Annotated in this window: 17 protein-coding genes; 8 read left to right on the forward strand and 9 right to left on the reverse strand. The window is 70.8% G+C overall.

Features of this window, described 5'->3' with window-relative positions:
* Positions 1 to 155: 155 nt before the first annotated feature.
* Genes OHA61_RS09700 through OHA61_RS09720 form a run of 5 tightly spaced genes read left to right on the forward strand, consistent with a single transcriptional unit; the run spans position 156 to position 5,885 of the window.
* Entirely contained in the window at positions 156 to 1,979 is a 1,824-nt protein-coding gene (locus tag OHA61_RS09700) for an ABC transporter substrate-binding protein (protein WP_406302726.1), read from the forward strand.
* Positions 1,980 to 1,982: 3 nt separating this feature from the next.
* Positions 1,983 to 3,041: an ABC transporter permease gene (locus OHA61_RS09705; RefSeq protein ID WP_361910139.1), complete on the forward strand. Its 1,059-nt coding sequence runs from the start codon at positions 1,983 to 1,985 to the stop codon at positions 3,039 to 3,041.
* On the forward strand, positions 3,038 to 3,931 hold the full coding sequence (locus tag OHA61_RS09710; RefSeq protein WP_406302728.1) for an ABC transporter permease: 894 nt from the start codon (positions 3,038 to 3,040) through the stop codon (positions 3,929 to 3,931). Before OHA61_RS09705 ends, OHA61_RS09710 begins: the two co-directional genes overlap by 4 nt.
* Positions 3,928 to 4,920: an ABC transporter ATP-binding protein gene (locus tag OHA61_RS09715; RefSeq protein ID WP_406302730.1), complete on the forward strand. Its 993-nt coding sequence runs from the start codon at positions 3,928 to 3,930 to the stop codon at positions 4,918 to 4,920. Before OHA61_RS09710 ends, OHA61_RS09715 begins: the two co-directional genes overlap by 4 nt.
* Positions 4,875 to 5,885, forward strand: coding sequence for an ABC transporter ATP-binding protein (locus tag OHA61_RS09720; RefSeq protein ID WP_406302732.1), 1,011 nt, complete (start codon positions 4,875 to 4,877; stop codon positions 5,883 to 5,885). The genes OHA61_RS09715 and OHA61_RS09720 overlap by 46 nt, the downstream gene beginning before the upstream one ends.
* Before the next feature lie 414 nt (positions 5,886 to 6,299).
* On the opposite strand, the gene OHA61_RS09725 is transcribed toward OHA61_RS09720, so the two are convergent.
* From OHA61_RS09725 to rimP, 8 genes are all read right to left on the reverse strand, one after another.
* Entirely contained in the window at positions 6,300 to 7,244 is a 945-nt protein-coding gene (locus OHA61_RS09725) for a bifunctional riboflavin kinase/FAD synthetase (protein ID WP_406302733.1), read from the reverse strand.
* A 303-nt stretch (positions 7,245 to 7,547) separates the two neighbouring features.
* Complete coding sequence (gene truB, locus OHA61_RS09730) at positions 7,548 to 8,447, reverse strand: tRNA pseudouridine(55) synthase TruB (protein WP_406302735.1); 900 nt, start codon at positions 8,445 to 8,447, stop codon at positions 7,548 to 7,550.
* Positions 8,444 to 8,908 carry a 30S ribosome-binding factor RbfA gene (rbfA, locus tag OHA61_RS09735; protein WP_324977698.1) on the reverse strand — a complete coding sequence of 155 codons (465 nt, stop codon included), beginning with the start codon at positions 8,906 to 8,908 and terminating at the stop codon, positions 8,444 to 8,446. Before rbfA ends, truB begins: the two co-directional genes overlap by 4 nt.
* Before the next feature lie 36 nt (positions 8,909 to 8,944).
* Positions 8,945 to 9,238 (reverse strand): DUF503 domain-containing protein, encoded by a 294-nt coding sequence (locus tag OHA61_RS09740; protein ID WP_266488968.1) that lies wholly within the window; start codon positions 9,236 to 9,238, stop codon positions 8,945 to 8,947.
* Between the two features lie 138 nt (positions 9,239 to 9,376).
* Positions 9,377 to 12,475, reverse strand: coding sequence for a translation initiation factor IF-2 (infB, locus tag OHA61_RS09745; protein ID WP_406302737.1), 3,099 nt, complete (start codon positions 12,473 to 12,475; stop codon positions 9,377 to 9,379).
* 147 nt (positions 12,476 to 12,622) lie between these two features.
* Positions 12,623 to 12,901, reverse strand: a complete 279-nt coding sequence (locus OHA61_RS09750; RefSeq protein WP_324988990.1) for a YlxR family protein — start codon at positions 12,899 to 12,901, stop codon at positions 12,623 to 12,625.
* A 118-nt stretch (positions 12,902 to 13,019) separates the two neighbouring features.
* Positions 13,020 to 14,039, reverse strand: a complete 1,020-nt coding sequence (gene nusA, locus OHA61_RS09755) for a transcription termination factor NusA (protein WP_389372085.1) — start codon at positions 14,037 to 14,039, stop codon at positions 13,020 to 13,022.
* A 2-nt stretch (positions 14,040 to 14,041) separates the two neighbouring features.
* The gene (gene rimP / locus OHA61_RS09760) at positions 14,042 to 14,539 is read right to left on the reverse strand and encodes a ribosome maturation factor RimP (protein ID WP_361912085.1); all 498 of its coding nucleotides are present in this window, start codon (positions 14,537 to 14,539) and stop codon (positions 14,042 to 14,044) included.
* A 151-nt stretch (positions 14,540 to 14,690) separates the two neighbouring features.
* Here rimP and OHA61_RS09765 point away from each other — a divergent pair, with 151 nt between their 5' ends.
* Genes OHA61_RS09765 through OHA61_RS09775 form a run of 3 tightly spaced genes read left to right on the forward strand, consistent with a single transcriptional unit; the run spans position 14,691 to position 16,520 of the window.
* Positions 14,691 to 15,188: a hypothetical protein gene (locus OHA61_RS09765; RefSeq protein WP_406302739.1), complete on the forward strand. Its 498-nt coding sequence runs from the start codon at positions 14,691 to 14,693 to the stop codon at positions 15,186 to 15,188.
* A complete protein-coding gene (locus OHA61_RS09770; RefSeq protein WP_361912090.1) occupies positions 15,175 to 15,606 on the forward strand; it encodes a ferritin-like domain-containing protein in 432 nt (143 codons plus the stop codon). Before OHA61_RS09765 ends, OHA61_RS09770 begins: the two co-directional genes overlap by 14 nt.
* Positions 15,607 to 15,629: 23 nt before the next feature.
* On the forward strand, positions 15,630 to 16,520 hold the full coding sequence (locus OHA61_RS09775) for an aminoglycoside phosphotransferase family protein (protein ID WP_406302741.1): 891 nt from the start codon (positions 15,630 to 15,632) through the stop codon (positions 16,518 to 16,520).
* A gap of 202 nt (positions 16,521 to 16,722) precedes the next feature.
* On the opposite strand, the gene OHA61_RS09780 is transcribed toward OHA61_RS09775, so the two are convergent.
* Positions 16,723 to 18,417, reverse strand: a complete 1,695-nt coding sequence (locus OHA61_RS09780) for a proline--tRNA ligase (protein WP_406302743.1) — start codon at positions 18,415 to 18,417, stop codon at positions 16,723 to 16,725.
* Between the last annotated feature and the right edge of the window lie 53 nt (positions 18,418 to 18,470).

The following is an 18,470-nucleotide window of genomic DNA, read 5'->3' on the forward strand; positions in this document are numbered from 1 at the left end:
CGGCGCGGGCCCTCAGCGCATTCGCGCAGCCCAGACGACATCTGACGGACCGTTGACTCGACTCGGCCACCGCTGATAAACCTTCGCTTCACCAGCTGGCGAGCCAGGCATCAAGCCGCCTTTCCGAGCGAGTGACGACGCGAGGTCCCCGTCTCATGGTCCATAAGAATGCGCCCCGCATCCGACTGCTGCTGGCCTCCGGCGCCGCCATACTGCTGGCCGGTTCGGCGACCCCTCCAGCCGGGGCCGCCGACGACGGTGGCAAGAACGACGGTGGCAAGAAGGTCCTCACCGTCGCCGTCTCGCAGAGCGTGGACTCGCTCAGCCCGTTCCTCGCGCAGAAGCTGGTCAGCACCAGCGTCCACCGGCTGGCGTACGAGTACCTGACGAACTACGACGTCAAGGACGCGCACCCGATCCCCGGTCTCGCCACGGAGTGGAAGACGTCCCCGGACAAGCTGACGTGGACGTACACCATCCGCAAGGACTCCACGTGGTCCGACGGACAGCAGGCGACCGCCGAGGACGCCGCCTGGACCTTCAACAAGATGATGACGGACCCGAACGCCGCCACCGCCAACGGCAGCTTCACAGCCAACTTCAGGAAGGTCACGGCGCCGGACCCCGAGACCCTGGTCATCGAGCTGAAGAAGCCGCAGGCCACCATGCTGGCGCTGGACGTCCCGATCGTGCCCAAGCACATCTGGGAGAAGGTCGGCGACTTCTCGAAGTTCAACAACGACAAGCAGTTCCCGATCGTCGGCAACGGCCCCTTCGTCATCACCGACTTCAAGGTCGACCAGTTCGTCAAGCTCAAGCCCAACAAGGACTTCTGGCGCGGCGCGCCCAAGTTCGACGAGCTGGTGCTCAAGTACTACAAGGACGGTGACGCGGCCGTCGCCGCACTGCAGAAGGGCGAGGTCTCCTTCGTCCAGGGCCTCACCCCCGCCCAGGCCACCGCCCTGGGGCGCGACAGGAACATCAAGGTCAACGACGCTCCGGGCCGCCGCTTCTTCGCCCTCGCCACCAACCCGGGAGCCAGGTCCAAGGACGGCAAGACCTTCGGCAGCGGCCACAAAGCGCTGCTCGAACCGGCCGTACGCAAGGCCCTGTTCCATGCCACCGACCGCAGGACGCTTGTCGACAAGGTCTTCCAGGGCCATGCCGTGGAGGGCGAGGGCTATATCCCGCCCCGCTTCGGCTCGTACTTCTTCAAGCCCGAAGCGAGCCAGAGGATCGCCTACGACCCGGCGAAGGCGGCAGCCCTCCTCGATCGGGCGGGCTACCGGAAAAACAGCGGCGGCAAGCGCGTCGGCAAGGACGGCAAGCTGCTCGATCTGCGCATTCTCTGCCACGCCACCGACCCCAACGACAAGGCGGTCGGCAAGTACCTGCAGGAATGGTGGGGCGAGCTCGGCGTCGGGCTCAAGGTCGACTGTCTGGACAATGTCTCCGACCCCTGGATCAAGGGCGATTACGACCTGGCCTTCGACGGCTGGTCGGTCAACCCGGACCCGGATTTCGTCCTGTCCATCCACACCTGCTCCGCGCTCCCGGCCACGCCCGAGGACGCCGGCGCGACGGACAACTTCATCTGCGACCAGCAGTTCGACGGGCTGTACGCGCAGCAGACCGCGGAGTACGACACCGCCAAGCGGGCCGCGCTGGTCAAGCAGCTGCAATCGCGGCTGTACGACACGGGCTACATGAATGTCCTCGCGTATCCGAACGCCGTCGAGGCCTACCGCACCGACCAGATCAAGTCCATCACGACGATGCCGGAGGCCGCGGGCAATCTCTGGGGCCAGGACGGTTACTGGAGCTGGTGGTCGGCCGAGCCGGCCGCGGGTGACGGCGGCTCCGACAGCGGCACCTCCACGGGCGTCGTGGTCGGCATCGGCGTGGTCGTGGTCCTCGGCGCCGCAGCTGGTTTCCTCCTCGCGATGCGCCGCCGTTCCACCGCGGAAGACCGTGAGTAGCCGATGAGCACCACGAGCACGACCGGCACGACGGGCACTGCCGCCGTGGCCCGGGCCCCCGAGGCCCGTGCCGCGAGCGGCAGCACCCGCGCGTACATCCGCTATGTGGCGGGCAAGCTGGGCGGCGCGGCCGTCTCGCTGCTCGCCGTCCTCGTCACGAGCTTCTTCCTCTTCCGGATCATTCCCGGCGATCCGGTGAAGGCCATGACGCACGGCGCGCCGACGTCCGCCGAGCAACTGGCCGCGCTGCGACGCCAGTTCGGCCTCGACCAGCCGATGTGGCAGCAGTTCACGGACTACTGCGGCAAAGCGCTGACCGGCGACCTCGGCAGGTCGTACCAGTTCCACGCGCCCGTCGGGGAGCTGATCACACAGAAGCTGCCCGCGACGCTCCTGCTCACCGGTGTCGCCGTGGTGATCTACTCGGCGATCGGGCTCTGGCTCGGCACCCGCTCGGCCTGGCGCCACGGCAGCACCGGCGACCGGCTCAACACGGGAGTGGCGCTGACCCTGTGGTCCGTTCCGTCCTTCTGGCTCGGACTGCTCCTGATCATCACCTTCTCGGTGGGGGTGGGGCCGATCCCCGGTCTGTTCCCGACCGGCGGCATGGAGTCGGGCGACGCGACCGGTTTCGCGTACGCCGTCGATGTGGCCCACCACATGGTGCTGCCGGTGATCACCCTGGTCGCGGTCGGATACGCGCAGACGCTGCTGGTGATGCGCTCCTCGCTGCTGGACGAGATGGGCAGCGACTATCTGACGACGGCACGGGCGAAGGGGCTGCGGGACGACGCGGTACGCCGCAGGCATGCGGTGCCCAACGCACTGCTGCCCACCGTCACCATGGTCTTCATCAACCTGGGCCATGTGGCGGCCGGTTCGATCCTGGTGGAGACGGTGTTCTCCTGGCCGGGGCTCGGCGGGCTGTTCTACCAGGCGCTGAGTGTGCCCGATCTGCCCCTCGTCCAGGGCCTGTTCGTGGTCTTCGCGGGGGCGATGATCCTGATGAACCTGCTCGCCGACCTCCTCTATCCGCTGCTCGATCCCCGGGTGGGCCGATGACGACCGCCGCAGCTCTCACGTGGACGCGGCGCCGCGATTCGGTGTCCCGCTTCTGGCACGCGTACCGCACTCACCGGGCGGGGCTCTTCGGCCTCGGCGGGCTCGCCGTCATCGCCCTGATCGCGCTCGCCGCGCCGCTGCTCGTCGGCAGCGACGTGCAGAGCGTGACCAACGCGCCCGGCACCGCGCTGGAGCCGCCGAGCAGTCAATTCCCTCTCGGCACCGACCAGTTCGGGCGCTCCCTGCTCGGGCTGCTGGTGTGGGGCGCGCGGATCTCCCTCACCGTCGGGCTGCTCGCGGCCTCCCTCTCGGTGGCCATCGGCACGCTCGTCGGCATCATCGCCGGTCATTACGGCGGCTGGTTCTCGACGGTCCTCATGCGGGTCACGGACTGGTTCCTTGTGATGCCGACGCTGGTGCTGGCGATCGTCCTGGCGACCGTGATGTCCCGGAGCGTGTGGACGGTGATCCTGGCGATCGGCGTCACCAGCTGGCCGACCACCGCCCGGCTGGTGCGGGCGCAGACGATCGCGGTCGAATCGCGTCCGTACATCGAACGCGCCAGGGCACTCGGCGGCGGCCACAGCCACGTCATGACCCGCCATGTGCTGCCGAACGTCATGCCGCTCGTCCTCGCCCAGACGACGCTGGGCATCTCGACCGCGATCCTTACGGAGGCGACGCTGGCCTTCCTCGGGCTCGGCGATCCGTCCGTGGTTTCCTGGGGCGGCATGCTCCAGGACGCACGGGAGGCGGGCGCTGTCTCGTCCGGCCACTGGTGGTATCTGGCGCCGCCCGGGATCGCGATCGCGCTGGTGGCGCTCGCGTTCACGCTGTGCGGGCGGGCCATCGAGGCCGTGCTCAACCCGAAGCTGGGGGTGACCCGATGACGGCGCAGCGCCTGCTCGAAGTCAAAGACCTCTCGGTGACCTACGGTTCGGGGGCCCGGGCGGTCCCCGCCGTACGCGGCGTCGATCTGAGCGTGGCCGCCGGGCAGAAGCTGGGCATCGCGGGCGAGTCCGGCTGCGGCAAGTCCACCGTGGCACTGGCGCTGCTGCGACTGCTGCCCGCCTCCGCGCACCTGAGCGGCGAGATCCTCCTCGACGGGGAGGACGTCCTCACCATGAAGTGGGGGCGGCTGCGGGCCGTGCGCTGGGCCGGTGCGTCGATCGTCTTCCAGGGCGCGATGCATTCGCTCAACGCGGTGCACCGGATCGGCGACCAGATCGCCGAGCCGATTGTGCTGCACCACAGGACCACACAGGCCGAGGCGAACAGACGCGTCCGCGAACTGCTGGCGCAGGTCGGGCTGCCGGTCGCCCGCGCGGACGCGTATCCGCACGAACTGTCCGGCGGCCAGCGCCAGCGCGTGATGATCGCGATGGCGCTCGCCTGCGAACCACGGCTGATCGTGGCGGACGAGCCGACGACCGCCCTCGACGTCATGATCCAGGCGCAGATCCTGCGGCTGATCGAGCAACTGGTCGCCGAGCAGGACATCAGCCTGCTGATGATCAGCCACGATCTGGCCGTGCTGGCGGACACCTGCGACCGGCTGGCGGTGATGTACGCGGGCCGGATCGTCGAGGAGGGCCCGGCGCGGGCGGTGTACGGCGCGGCCTCGCACCCGTACGGGCGGGCCCTGTCCGCTGCCTTCCCGCGCATCGGCGACGCGGCCGCCCGCCGGGCGCCACGCGGTCTGCCGGGCGATCCGCCCGATCCCTCCGCGCTGCCGGGCGGTTGTACGTTCCACCCGCGCTGCCCGGTCGCGGTGGACGCCTGCGCCCACGAGGACCAGACCCTGGTCGCGGCCGGCGAGGGGCACCTGGCGGCATGCGTGCATGTGGGCGCGCCCGTACGGACGGAGAAAGCCCTGTGACCACCTTGCCCACCCCCCTCCTCTCGGCCGCCGGACTGCATGTCACCTTCCCCGGGCGGCGCGGCGGCCCGACCGCCCGTGCCGTCGACGGGGTCGACCTCGACATCGGCGCGGGCGAGATCGTGGCCCTGGTCGGCGAGTCCGGCTGCGGCAAGACGACACTGGCGCGCTCGCTGCTCGGCCTCGTGGCGCCGACGTCGGGGCGGGTCACCTTCGGCGGCATGCCGCTCGGCTACGGCTCGCGTGCGCTCAAGGCCTACCGCAAGCGCGTGCAGCTCGTCCTCCAGGACCCGAGCGGCTCGCTCAACCCGCGGCACACGGTGTATGAGGCGGTGGCCGAGGGCCTGCGGATCCACGGGTACCCGGGCGACGAGCACTCGGCGGTCTCCCGGGCCCTCTCGCGCGCGGGCCTGCGTCCCCCCGAACGCTTCTTCCTCCGCTACCCGCACGAGCTCTCCGGCGGCCAGCGCCAGCGCGTCGTCATCGCGGGCGCGCTGGTCCTGGAGCCCGAACTGATCGTCGCGGACGAGCCGGTGGCCTCACTGGACGCGTCCGTACGCGGCGAAATCCTCGCGCTCCTGCTGCGCCTGCGGGACGAACTGGGCCTGTCCGCGCTCGTGGTGACCCACGACCTCGGTCTCGCGTGGAACATCGCGGACCGGGTGGCGGTGATGTACCTGGGCCGGATCGTGGAGTCGGGCACGGTCGAGGAGGTCCTGACGTCGCCCCGCCACCCCTACACCCAGGCCCTGCTCTCGGTCCTCCCGGAATCGGACGTCCCCCCGGTCATCCTCACGGGCGAACCCCCCGACCCGTCCCGCATCCCGCCCGGCTGCCGCTTCCACGCGCGCTGCCAGGTGCTGGCGTCGGGGGAAGCGGAGAGGGCGGGGGTGGCGGAGATGTGCAGGACGGGGGAGGTGGGGGTGCTGGGGAGTGGGGCGGGGGTGGCGTGCCACCTGGCGTGAGGGGGTTGTGTCCCCCAACCCGCCCCTTCCCGAAACTGGGGGCTTCGCCCCCAGGCCCCAGAAGAGGTTCACGTGGGGCTGACGCCCCACACCCGAAGCGGCAGCTTCGCGCCGCAGCCCGCAGGTGCGGGCCAGGGCTGACGCCCCCACTGCCCCGCTGGCAGCAGCTTCACGCCGCCGACCCGCAGGTGCAGGCCCGGACTGATGCCCCACTCTCCCCTGCGGCAGCGTCACGCCGCAGGCCGCAGGGGCGGGCCCGAACTGATGCCCCCACTCCCCCTGCGGCAGCTTCGCGCCGCGAGCCGTCGACGCGGGCCCGGCTCAGGTGCGGGCGTGAGTCCGCGGCCCCGGAGGCCCACTCCCCGAACCCCCGCCCCGCGGCAGGCCCGAGCAGCCGGGCGGACCGAGAGGAGCCTACGCCGCGCCCGTCAGCTCGCGGCACTTCTTCACGTCCGCCGCAATCGCGTCCAGCAGCGCATCGATCGACTCGAACTTCTCCTGGCCCCTCACATACGCCAGGAAGTCCACCGCCACATGCAGCCCGTACAGATCCAGCCCCACCCGGTCGATCGCGTACGCCTCCACCGTTCGCTCCGTACCGTCGAACTGGGGGTTCGTGCCGACCGAGATCGCCGCCGGCATCCTTTCGCCGTCCGCCGTCAGCCAGCCCGCGTACACCCCGTCCGCCGGGATCGCGGTGTGCGGCAGTGTTTCCACGTTCGCCGTCGGGTAGCCCAGCTCGCGGCCGCGCTGCGCGCCCCGCACCACCACGCCCTCGACACGGTGCGGGCGGCCCAGGATTTCGGCCGCTCCCTCGACGTCGCCCTCGGCGATGAGGCGCCGGGTCAGGGTCGAGGAGAACGGCTCGCCGCCCCCCGCCGCGCCGCTGACGTAGAGGTCGACGACCTCGACCTCGTAGTCGTACGTCGTGCCCAGCTCGGCGAGGAATCCGACGTTCCCCGCCGCCTTGTGGCCGAAGCGGAAGTTCGGGCCTTCTATGACCGCCCGCGCGTGCAGCTTGTCGACGAGCACCTTCACGATGAAGTCCGCGGGCGACAGCTTCGAGAACTCGGTCGTGAAGGGAAGGATGAGGACCGCGTCGACGCCCAGCTCGGCCATCAGCTCGGCCCGCCGGTGGTGCGGTGCGAGCAGCGGCGGGTGGCTGCCGGGGCGGACGACCTCGCTGGGGTGCGGGTCGAAGGTCACGACGACGGAGGGCACGCCGAGCTCGCGGGCGCGGGCCACGGCCCGGCCGATGATCAGCTGGTGTCCGCGGTGCACACCGTCGTAGGAGCCGATGGTGACGACGCTGCGTCCCCAGTCCTGGGGGATGTCCTCCAAGCCACGCCAGCGCTGCACTGTGACCGCTCCTCGCCCGAACCTGTGTACGTCATTGCCGATTACGCAGGTCTAAGACTGCCATGCCCGCGGCCGTCGGTTCGCATCGGCTCCGGGCTGCCGCCACGGGCGCGGCCGAGCCGGGCACCTCCGCGGCAGAGGTCGCGTAGTGAACGCGCCCCCCAGTACACCGCCGTTCACTCCGAGCGCCTCCCCGATGTGGTGAATCCCGGGTGCGCGGCGGATAGACCCTTGGGCGAGGGGGATCGTGGAACGGGCAGTGGCCCTGCCCGTTCCACGATGGGACCTCAGGGGCCGACCCGGTCAGCCGAAGACGGCGAGGCTCTTGGCCTTGCCCTTCTGCTCCTCGACCAGTGCCAGGAAGCGGCCGTCGGGCCCGAAGACGGCCACGGGCGCGGTGTCGTACGCGGGCATGTCCAGCCGTACACCGTTGATGAGAAGCTTGGCGCGCTTGTCGTCCACGTCCCAGCGGGCGAACGCCGCGGCGGCAGCGTCGGCGATCGGCATCACGATCAGCTCCTCCTGGAGCTGCTCCAGCGTCTTCGCCGCGTCCAGGCCGTAGGGACCGACCCGGGTGCGCCGCAGCGCCGTGAGATGCCCGCCGACACCGAGACCGGCCCCGAGGTCACGGGCGAGGGCGCGGATGTACGTACCGGACGAGCAGACGACCGAGACGACCAGGTCGACGACCTGAGTCCCGTCCTCGGCCTCCGCCTCCCGTACGTCGTAGACGCGGAAGGCCGAGACGGTCACCGGGCGGGCGGGGATCTCGAAGTCCTCGCCCCCGCGCACGCGCGCGTACGACCGCTTGCCGTCGATCTTGATGGCGCTGACCTTGGACGGCACCTGCATGATGTCGCCGCTCAGCGCGGCCACGCCCGCGTCGATCGCGTCCCTGGTCACCTTGGAGGCGTCCGTGGAGGACGTGATCTCGCCCTCGGCGTCGTCGGTGACGGTGTTCTGCCCCAGCCTGATGGTGCCGAGATACTCCTTCTCGGTCAGTGCGAGGTGACCGAGGAGTTTGGTGGCCTTCTCGACGCCCAGGACCAGCACACCGGTGGCCATGGGGTCCAGCGTCCCCGCATGCCCGACGCGGCGGGTCCTTGCGATCCCGCGCATCTTGGCGACGACGTCGTGCGAAGTGAAGCCGGACGGCTTGTCGACGATGACAAGGCCGTCCGGCGTCTTGTTCTGCTGCGTCATTCGGAGGCTTCGTCCCCACCCGCGGCGGACATGTCATCGGTCTCCGGCTTGCGGTACGGGTCGGCCTCGCCGGCGTACGCCGCGCCCGAGGACGCCTCGCGCACCTTGGCGTCGGAGGCCCGTGCCTTGTCGAGGAGGTCCTCGATCGTCTTGGCGTTCTCCGGGAGGGCGTCCGCCACGAAGGTCAGGGTCGGCGTGAACTTCGTCCCCGCCGCCGCTCCGACCGCCGACCGCAGGACGCCCTTGGCGCTCTCCAGCCCGGCTGCCGCGCTCGCCCGGTCCTCGTCGTCGCCGTAGACCGTGTAGAAGACCGTGGCCTCCCGCAGGTCGCCGGTGACGCGGGTGTCCGTGATGGTCACGTGCGTGCCCAGACGCGGGTCCTTGATGCCGCGCTGCATCTTCTCGGCGACCACCTCCCGGATGAGGTCCGCCAGCTTTTTCGCCCGCGCGTTGTCGGCCACTGGTCCTTCTCCCTTTTCCTGCTGTGCCCAGCTCATTCAGTCTTCGTCGCTGTGGAGCCTGCGTCGAACCGACAGCAGCTCCACCTCGGGCCGGGCGGCGACGAGGCGCTCGCACCGGTCGAGTACATCTGTGAGATGCCCGGTCTCCCCGGACACCACGGCCAGGCCGATCTGGGCCCGGCGATGGAGATCCTGACCGCCGGTCTCGGCCGCGCTCACCGCGTACTTGCGCTGGAGCTCGGCCACGATCGGGCGGATCACGGAACGCTTCTCCTTCAGCGACCGTACGTCGCCGAGAAGCAGATCGAAGGACAGTGTCCCCACATACATGTATGTCCGGATGTCCCGCCGGTACGGGTTCGACGGCCCCGCCAACGACTTGGCAGGGACACAAGAACCGTACACGCAACGGCCGGGGCCGATCGACGGAAATACGTCCCGTCGACCGGCCCCGGTCAGAGGTGTCGATCAGCCGCGAGGCTTCTCGCGCATCTCGTACGTCGCGATGACGTCGTCGATCTTGATGTCGTTGAAGTTTCCGAGGTTGATACCGCCCTCGAAGCCTTCGCGGATCTCAGTGACGTCGTCCTTGAAGCGGCGCAGACCCTCGATGTTGAGGCTCTCCGCGATGACCTTGCCGTCGCGGATGAGGCGGGCCTTGGTGTTGCGCTTGACCTCGCCGGAACGGATGAGAACACCCGCGATGTTGCCCAGCTTGGACGAGCGGAAGACCTCGCGGATCTCCGCCGTACCGAGCTCGACCTCTTCGTACTCCGGCTTGAGCATGCCCTTGAGGGCCGCCTCGATCTCCTCGATGGCCTGGTAGATCACCGAGTAGTAGCGGACGTCGACGCCCTCGCGCTCCGCCATCTGCGCGGCACGGCCGGCCGCACGGACGTTGAAGCCGATGACGATGGCGTCGGAGCCCATCGCCAGGTCGATGTCGGACTCGGTGACCGCACCCACACCACGGTGCAGGACACGGATCTCGACCTCTTCGCCGACGTCGAGCTGGAGCAGCGAGGACTCGAGAGCCTCCACCGAACCGGACGCGTCGCCCTTGATGATGATGTTGAGATCCTGCACCAGACCGGCCTTGAGCACCTTGTCGAGGTCCTCGAGGGACACCCGGCGGGTGCGCTTGGCGAAGGCGGCGTTGCGCTCACGCGCAGCACGCTTCTCAGCGATCTGACGGGCCGTACGGTCCTCGTCCACGACCAGGAAGTTGTCGCCGGCGCCGGGGACGTTGGTGAGACCCAGGACCAGGACGGGGGTCGACGGACCCGCTTCCTCGACGTTGTTGCCGTTGTCGTCGAGCATCGCGCGGACTCGGCCGTACGCGTCGCCAGCGACCATCGTGTCGCCGACGCGGAGCGTTCCGCGCTGGACGAGCACAGTGGCGACGGCACCGCGGCCGCGGTCGAGGTGGGCCTCGATCGCAATACCCTGCGCGTCCATCTCGGCGTTCGCCCGGAGGTCGAGCGAAGCGTCCGCGGTGAGGACCACGGCCTCCAGCAGGGAGTCGATGTGCAGACCCTGCTTGGCGGAGATGTCGACGAACATGGTGTCGCCGCCGTACTCCTCGGCCACCAGACCGAACTCGGTCAGCTGACCGCGCACCTTGGTCGGGTCCGCGCCCTCGACGTCGATCTTGTTGACCGCGACCACGATCGGCACACCGGCCGCCTTGGCGTGGTTCAGCGCCTCGATCGTCTGGGGCATCACACCGTCGTTCGCCGCCACCACGAGGATCGCGATGTCGGTGGACTTGGCACCACGGGCACGCATGGCGGTGAACGCCTCGTGACCCGGGGTGTCGATGAAGGTGATCTTGCGCTCTTCACCGTTGACCTCGGTGCCGACCTGGTACGCACCGATGTGCTGCGTAATACCGCCGGCCTCGCCCGCAACGACGTTCGTCTTGCGGATCGCGTCCAGCAGTCGGGTCTTACCGTGGTCGACGTGACCCATGACGGTCACGACCGGCGGACGGGAGACGAGCATCTCCTCGCCGCCCTCGTCCTCGCCGAACTCGATGTCGAAGGACTCGAGAAGCTCGCGGTCCTCCTCCTCGGGGCTGACGATCTGAACCGTGTAGTTCATCTCGTCGGCCAGCAGCTGCAGCGTCTCGTCGGAGACCGACTGCGTGGCCGTGACCATTTCGCCGAGGTTCATCATCACGGCGACGAGCGACGCCGGGTTGGCGTTGATCTTCTCCGCGAAGTCGGTGAGGGACGCACCGCGCGACAGGCGAACGGTCTCGCCGTTGCCGCGAGGCAGCATCACACCGCCGACCGACGGGGCCTGCATGGCCTCGTACTCCTGGCGCCTCTGCCGCTTCGACTTACGGCCACGACGCGCCGGGCCGCCGGGACGGCCGAAGGCGCCCTGCGTGCCACCACGGCCGCCGGGACCACCCGGACGTCCGCCGAAGCCGGGACGGCCACCGCCGCCACCGAAGCCGCCGCCACCACCGGGGCCACCGCCACCGGGACGACCGGCGAAACCGCCGCCGCCGCCACCGGGACGACCGCCACCGGGACCGGCCGGACGACCGGCGAAACCGCCGCCGCCACCACCGGGACGACCGCCACCGGCACCGCCGGGACGACCGCCGCCGCCACCGGGACCACGGCCACCGCCGCCACCGGGACCGCCACCAGGACGGGGGCTGGCAGCGGGACGCTGCGGCATCATGCCCGGGTTCGGGCGGTTACCCGCGGGGCCGCCACCGGGGCGGGGAGCCTGCGGACGCGGCATGCCGCCGGGGCTCGGACGGGCGCCGCCCTGACCCTGCGGCCGGGGAGCACCGCCGGGACCACCCTGCGGACGCGGGGCGCCGGGACGGTCCTGACCGCCGCCGGGGCGCGGGGCACCACCCGGACGGGGCGCCTGCGGGCGCGCCATACCGGTGGATCCACCCGAGGTGAAGGGGTTGTTGCCCGGACGGGGACCGGCCGGGCGACCGCCGGGACGCGCGGCGCCCTGACCGGCGGGACGTGCGGGACGCTCGCCACCACGGCCACCGTCACGGCCGCCGTCACGCTGACCGCCGGCCGGAGCCGGACGGGCGGGACGCGGGCCGGGAGTGGCACCCGCGGGACGCGGGGCCTGCGGCGCGGCGGGCTGGGCCGGAGCCGGGGCCGAGAACTCGGCCGCAGGCACCGGAGCCGCCGGAGCGGGCTTGGCCGGTGCGGGCTTGGGGCCCGGACGCGGACCCGTGGAGGCCGGGGCCACGGAGGGGGCGCTGCTCGCCGGAGCCTCGGCTGCGGCCGGCTTGGGGGCCGGGACGCCGGGCTTGGGGGCAGCGGGACGGGCCGACGACGCCGGGGACGGCGCAGCAGGCTTGGCGGGCGCGGCCTTGCGGGGCGCGCCGGGCTTGGCAGCGGACTTGCCGGCGGTGCCGCCGGGTCCCTGCAAAGCGTCAGTCAATTTACGTACAACCGGCGCCTCGATCGTCGAGGACGCCGAACGGACGAATTCACCGAGTTCTTGGAGCTTGGCCATGACGACCTTGCTCTCCACACCGAACTCCTTGGCGAGTTCGTATACCCGGACCTTAGCCACTTCGCTCCTTTTAGGTCCGGGTTACCGCCGGACCGTCGCTACTTCATGGGCGTACTCATCGCGTACTCATCGAGTGCTCATCGCAATCTCGACCTACTTCCAACTCGCGAGGTACCTGACCGCACGGGGTCCCGTGCCGTTCTCTTCTTACTGTGCTGCCTGCTCGACATACCGCCGTACATCGGCGGTATCGAGCGGTCCCTTGGCCCTGAAGGCCCTGGGAAACGCCCGGCGGCGAACCGCCAGGTCGAGACAGACCAAGGCGGGGTGTACATATGCACCCCGGCCGGGCAGCGTACCGCGATCATCGGGGACGCAGGCGTCTCCGGTCACCACGATGCGCAGCAGATCGCTCTTGGCCGCCCGCTCCCGGCATCCCACACAGGTTCGCTCAGGGCATGCGCGGGCGCGCGTCCGGCCAGACACCTTCAGTCTACCTCCCCGCACCGACCTCACCCCTTTGGGGCAAGAATCGAACGGTTGTTGTCTTGATCGCGGCCGGGCGCCACCGTCAGCGCAACGGCGTCCCAGCCGGATTCATTCCTCAGCGCTGGTCTGAGCGGTGGTCGGAACCCTGCTCGCCGGTCTGCTCCGTGTCGGGACGGATGTCGATGCGCCAGCCGGTGAGGCGGGCGGCCAGGCGGGCGTTCTGCCCTTCCTTGCCGATCGCCAGCGACAGCTGGTAGTCGGGCACGGTCACCCGTGCGGAGCGGGCGCCGAGGTCGACGACCTCCACCTTGCTGACGCGGGCCGGCGAGAGGGCGTTCGCCACCATCTCGGCCGGGTCGTCCGACCAGTCCACGATGTCGATCTTCTCGCCGTGCAGCTCGGCCATGACATTACGCACACGGCCGCCCATCGGGCCGATGCAGGCGCCCTTGGCATTGAGGCCCGAACGGGTCGAACGGACGGCGATCTTGGTGCGGTGACCGGCCTCTCGGGCGATCGCGGCGATCTCGACACTGCCGTCCGCGATCTCCGGAACTTCCAGCGCGAAGAGCTTCTTCACCAGGTTCGGGTGGGTGCGCGACAGGGTCACGGACGGGCCGCGCACACCCTTGGCGACGCGTACGACATACGTACGCAGGCGCAGGCCGTGGGTGTACTCCTCGCCCGGCACCTGCTCCTGCACCGGAAGGATGGCCTCGAGCTTGTCGTCCAGCCTGACCAGGACGTTCTTTGGGTCCTTGCCCTGCTGCACCATGCCGGCGACGACATCGCCCTCACGGCGGGCGTACTCACCGAAGGTGACGTCGTTCTCGGCGTCCCGCAGGCGCTGCTGGATGACCTGGCGGGCGGTCGTGGCCGCGATCCGGCCGAAGTCGGAGGGAGTGTCGTCGAACTCCTTGGGCTCCTGACCCTCTTCGAGGTCGGCAGCGTCCTCCTTCGCCCACACCGTCACATGGCCGGTGTCCCGGCTCAGCACGACGCGGGCGTGCCGGCGGCTGCCCTCGGTGCGGTGGTACGCGATGAGGAGGGCCGACTCGATCGCCTCGACCAGCAGGTCGAAGGGGATCTCCTTCTCTTGTGCCAAGCCCTTCAGGAGCTTTACGTCGATGTCCACGGCTACGCCTCCTCTTCCTTCTTGTCCTTGCGGTTGAACTCGATCTCCACGCGGGCCTTCGCGATCTCCGCGAAGGTGACCCGGCGGGCGGTGGGCCTGCGCCCCTTCACACCCGGCACCTCGAGGTCGAGTCCCTCGTCGTCCACGGTGAGGATGCGCGCGACCAGCTCGCCACTCTCGTGCAGCTGGAGCTTCACGAGGCGGCCGGTCGCGCGAACGTAGTGGCGGTGCTCAGTCAGAGGGCGGTCGGCGCCGGGCGAGCTCACTTCGAGTACGTACTCGTCCTCGCCCATCGCGTCCGTCTCGTCGAGCTTCTGCGAGATGACGCGGCTCAGCTCGGCACAAGCGTCCAGCGTGGCGCCCTCGTCGGAGTCCACGATGATCCTCAGCATGCGGCGCTTGCCCGCCCGGGACACCTCGATCTCTTCCAGATCCAGGTCCGCGGCGCTGACGAGCGGTTCCAGAAGCCCGCGCAGCCTCTCGCTCTGGGTGGTGCTCATCCGGGTGACTCCTCGGCCGCGTGTGCTGTTGTGGGATCGTCGCGTGTCAGCTCAAAGGGTATCCGGTTCGGAGGGGTGTTGCCGTCCACCTGTGCCGGACTCGCAGGTACGCTCGCCTGCGGCGATGATCACTGGTCGTAGGGAGACAGGCGTGGAGCGCACGGCGACGACACGCAGGCGTGCGCTCATCGCGACGGGTGCGGTCGCGGTCACGGCGTTGACGGGCTGTTCGAACGAGGAGCCGGAGCGCCGGCGGACCGCCGGCCCGGCTCCCGATCCGGCGCGTGCGGAGGCGGCGCTGCGGCGGCGGCTCGCCGCTGCGAGCGGTGCGCTGCGTGACCAGTACGACGCCGTCATCGCGCAACATCCGGCCCTGGCAGGGCAGTTGGCCGCTCTGCGGGCCGCGGTCGCCGAGCATGTCACGGCGCTCGGCGGGACGACACGGGTGGCGCCTGCCCTGCCGGTTCCCGCCGCTGCCCCGGCCGCGCTCAGATCACTGGCCGCGGCCGAGCGCCGCACCGGCGACGCGTATTCCGCCGCGCTCCTCGACGCGGAGCCGGAGCTGGCACGGCTGCTCGCCTCGGTGGCGGCGGCCGGAGCCGCGCATGAGTACCTGCTGACGAAGGGGGCTCGCGATGAGCACGCTTGACGCCATACAGGCCGCGCTCGCGGCCGAGCACGCGGCGGTGTACGGGTACGGGGTCGTCGGGGGACGGATCGGCGAGGCACGCGAGGCCGAGGTGAGGGCCGCCTACGCCGCGCACCGGGCCCGCCGCGACGCGCTGGCCCGCACGGCCCGGGACCTGGGCGGCGAGCCCGCCGCGTCGGCCGCCGCGTACGCGCTGCCCTTTCCGGTCCCGGACGCGGCCGCGGCCCTGCGGCTCGCCGCCGTGCTGGAGGACCGGGTCGCGAACGTCTACTCCGACCTCGTACGGGCCGCGGGCGGACCGCTGCGGAAGGAGGCCGCGGGCGCGCTGCGCGAGGCGGCGGTCCGCGCAGTGCGCTGGCGCGGCAGCGGCGTAGCCTTTCCTGGGCTCGCCGAGCGGTCCGGGAGTCGAACAGGCTGAAGGGGAAAAGGATCAACGAACGCATGGCTTTCGAAGCGCCGCAGCGGCTCGTCCGGGCTCTGGGTGAGAGTGACGACTGGCTCGGGCAGCTGCCCAAGACCGTCCAGGAGGCGGCGGACCGCTGGGAGCTGGACGTCGAGCGGGTGATGGCACCCGGCGGACGGAGCAGTCTGGTCGTTCTCGTACGGCAGCCCGACGGCACGGCCGCGACCCTCAAGGTCGCCCCGCCCTCCGCGTCCCCGCCACTGGAGCAGGCGGCGCTCGCACACTGGGACGGTTTCGGCGCGGTCCGTCTCCTCGGCGCCGCGGACGGCGCGCTGCTGCTCGAACGGCTGCATCCGGAAGTCTCGCTGCGGTCCCTGCCGGAGGCCAAGGCGCTGCTGGAGGCGGCGGGGGCGGTGCGGCGGCTGTGGGTCGAGCCTCCGGCGGGCCACGACTTCGAGACGGTCGCGGAACGGACGGCACGTCAGGCGGAGTCGATGCGGGCGTCCGCGGAGCCGGGGCCGGGGTCCGGGTCGACGGCCGGGCTGGTCTCGGCGGCGCTCGCGGCGCGGGACGAGCTCACCGCTCTTTCCCCCGAACTCCTGCTGCTGCACGGCAACTTCCGCCAGGGCAAGGTCCTCGCGGCCGACCGCACCCCCTGGCTGACGGTCGGCCCCGAGCCGCTGGTCGGAGAGCGCGCCTACGACCTGGCCCGGCTGGTCCGCGACCGCGTCGAGGACCTGATCGCCTCCGCGGCGGGCGCGTCGGCGGCCCGCCGCAGGGTGAACAGGCTTGCGGACTCGCTCGAGGTGGACGCGGACCGTTTGCGGGGGTGGACGCTGTTCCGGGCGGTGGAGTCGGGCACGCGGGCGATTGCCGCGGGGCGGCGGCAGGAGGGCGAACTGGCGCTGGAGTTCGCGGGCTGGTTGTAGTTCCCCACCCCGCCCCTTCCCGAACTGGGGGCAAGCCCCCAGACCCCCATACGCGCTTCGCGCGTGTCCTCAAACGCCGGACGGGCTGAAATGTGCAGCCCAGCCGCACACTCCAGCCTCGTGGGGGTCCCCCCGGACGAAGTCTGGGGGAGTTTGAGGAGCGGGGTCCGGGGGCAGCGCCCCCGGGGGCCCGCCGCAGGCGTCAGCCCCGCAGCCGCGACACCGCCTCCGCCACCGTGAGCTCCTCGCGCTCACCCGTCCGGCGGTCCTTCAGTTCCACCACGCCCTCCGACGCACGACGTCCCGCCACCACAATCTTCGGGACGCCGATCAGCTCCGCGTCGGTGAACTTCACACCCGGCGAGACGCCCGGCCGCTCGTCGACGAGCACCCGCAGGCCCGCCGCCGCCAGCTGGTCCGCGACCTCCAGGGCCAGTTCCGTCTGGAGCGCCTTGCCCGCGGCGACCACGTGGACGTCCGCCGGGGCGATCTCGCGCGGCCAGCACAGACCCTTGTCGTCGGCCGTCTGCTCGGCCAGGGCCGCCACCGCGCGGGAGACGCCGATGCCGTACGAGCCCATGGTCACCCGGACCGGCTTGCCGTTCTGGCCGAGGACGTCGAGCTGGAAGGCGTCGGCGTACTTGCGGCCCAGCTGGAAGATGTGGCCGATCTCGATGGCGCGGTCGAGCTTCAGCCCCGCCCCGCACTTGGGGCACGGGTCGCCGTCCTCAACGACGACCACGTCGAGGTAGTCGTCGACCGTGAAGTCCCGGCCCGCGACGACATTGCGCGCGTGCGTGTCAGGCTTGTTCGCGCCGGTGATCCACGCGGTGCCGGGCGCGACCCGCGGGTCGGCGATGTAGCGGACCTTCTCCAGACCCTGCGGGCCGACGTAGCCGCGTACGAGGTCGGGTCGGCCCGTGAAGTCCTCCGCGGTGACCAGCTCGACCTCCGCGGGGGCCAGGTGGTCCGACAGCTTGCCCAGGTCCACCTCGCGGTTGCCCGGCACGCCGACCGCGACGATCTCGCCGTCGACCTTGACCAGGAGGTTCTTGAGCGTGGCCGAGGCCTGGACGCCCAGGTGCTCGGCGAGGGACTCGATCGTGGGGGTGTCGGGGGTGTCCAGCTCCTCGACGGGACCGTGCCCGGCGGAGTCGACCGCCTCGGCCGCGAAGGTCACGGCCTCGGTGTTCGCGGCGTAGTCGCAGGAGGGGCAGTAGACGAAGGTGTCCTCGCCCGCCGCGGCCGGAGCCAGGAACTCCTCCGACGCCGAGCCGCCCATCGCACCCGAGACCGCCGAGACGATGCGGTGCTCGAGTCCCAGGCGCCGGAAGGTCTTGATGTACGCCTCGCGGTGCAGCGCGTACGACTCGGCCAGGCCCTCGTCGCTCGTGTCGAAGGAGTACGAGTCCTTCATCTGGAACTCGCGGCCGCGCAGGATGCCCGAACGCGGACGCGCCTCGTCGCGGTACTTCGTCTGGATCTGGTAGAGGATCACGGGCAGGTCCTTGTAGGACGTGCACTGGTCCTTGACGAGCTGGGTGAAGATCTCCTCGTGCGTCGGGCCGAGGAGGTAGTCCGCGCCCTTGCGGTCGTGGAGGCGGAAGAGCTCCGCGCCGTACTCCTCCCAGCGGCCCGTCGCCTCGTAGGGCTCCTTGGGCAGCAGCGCCGGCAGCAGCACCTCCTGCGCGCCGATCGCGTCCATCTCCTCGCGCACCACGCGAGTGACGTTCTCCAGGACCTTCTTGCCCAGCGGCAGCCAGGACCAGATACCGGCGGCGTTGCGCCTGACGTAACCGGCGCGCACCAGCAGCTTGTGGCTGAGCGTCTCGGCGTCCGCCGGGTCGTCGCGCAGTGTCTTGACCATCAGACGGGACATGCGCTGGACCTGGGCCATGGTGAACTCCTGCTCGGAATGTGTGATGAGCAGGAGGTTAGCCGGGCCGCACC

Source organism: Streptomyces sp. NBC_00885, assembly GCF_045207475.1.
Lineage (GTDB): Bacteria > Actinomycetota > Actinomycetes > Streptomycetales > Streptomycetaceae > Streptomyces.

Coding starts and splice junctions, on each gene's coding strand:
- truB (WP_406302735.1), bottom strand. CDS start 8,447: ATGACGCAGCAGAACAAGACGCCGGACGGCCTTGTCATCGTCGACAAG.
- OHA61_RS09705 (WP_361910139.1), top strand. CDS start 1,983: ATGAGCACCACGAGCACGACCGGCACGACGGGCACTGCCGCCGTGGCC.
- OHA61_RS09780 (WP_406302743.1), bottom strand. CDS start 18,417: ATGGCCCAGGTCCAGCGCATGTCCCGTCTGATGGTCAAGACACTGCGC.
- OHA61_RS09770 (WP_361912090.1), top strand. CDS start 15,175: ATGAGCACGCTTGACGCCATACAGGCCGCGCTCGCGGCCGAGCACGCG.
- OHA61_RS09775 (WP_406302741.1), top strand. CDS start 15,630: ATGGCTTTCGAAGCGCCGCAGCGGCTCGTCCGGGCTCTGGGTGAGAGT.
- OHA61_RS09700 (WP_406302726.1), top strand. CDS start 156: ATGGTCCATAAGAATGCGCCCCGCATCCGACTGCTGCTGGCCTCCGGC.
- OHA61_RS09740 (WP_266488968.1), bottom strand. CDS start 9,238: ATGTATGTGGGGACACTGTCCTTCGATCTGCTTCTCGGCGACGTACGG.
- OHA61_RS09720 (WP_406302732.1), top strand. CDS start 4,875: ATGCGTGCATGTGGGCGCGCCCGTACGGACGGAGAAAGCCCTGTGACC.
- rimP (WP_361912085.1), bottom strand. CDS start 14,539: ATGAGCACCACCCAGAGCGAGAGGCTGCGCGGGCTTCTGGAACCGCTC.
- OHA61_RS09715 (WP_406302730.1), top strand. CDS start 3,928: ATGACGGCGCAGCGCCTGCTCGAAGTCAAAGACCTCTCGGTGACCTAC.
- OHA61_RS09710 (WP_406302728.1), top strand. CDS start 3,038: ATGACGACCGCCGCAGCTCTCACGTGGACGCGGCGCCGCGATTCGGTG.